Genomic DNA, 278 nt, shown 5'->3' with positions numbered 1-278 from the left:
CCTCTACTCCAGCCGGGCATAATTGGCGATTCTGATTCAATACGTAGATTTTCTGATTTGCCAACGGTCTGCCATAAGGTATGCTTTTCCAAGTTTTCTTTACCTCTTCTATAGGGAAATAAATAGACCAGATAGAACCTTCTGTTGCTCCGCCTAAACTAATAGCTTTTGCATTCTCAAATGTTTTTTGGATTTTCTCTGGAAGATCCAACGGAATCCAGTCTCCGCTAAGCATTACTATTCTTAAATCCCGGTTTTTTTCAATGGAATCATAAAGC

At 39.2% G+C, this 278-nt stretch carries 1 protein-coding gene; it reads right to left on the bottom strand.

The window, feature by feature from the left end:
- Nucleotides 1–278 (bottom strand): AMP-binding protein (locus tag SCA31_RS23085; RefSeq protein ID WP_410699365.1); only part of this gene is annotated, 278 nt, incomplete at both ends.

Origin of the sequence: Chryseobacterium sp. SIMBA_028, from assembly GCF_046535285.1 — a bacterium.
In the GTDB taxonomy this organism is placed as follows: Bacteria; Bacteroidota; Bacteroidia; order Flavobacteriales; family Weeksellaceae; genus Chryseobacterium.
The sequence above is the reverse complement of the archived record's forward strand: the minus strand, read 5'-3'. Positions and strand labels throughout refer to the sequence as shown.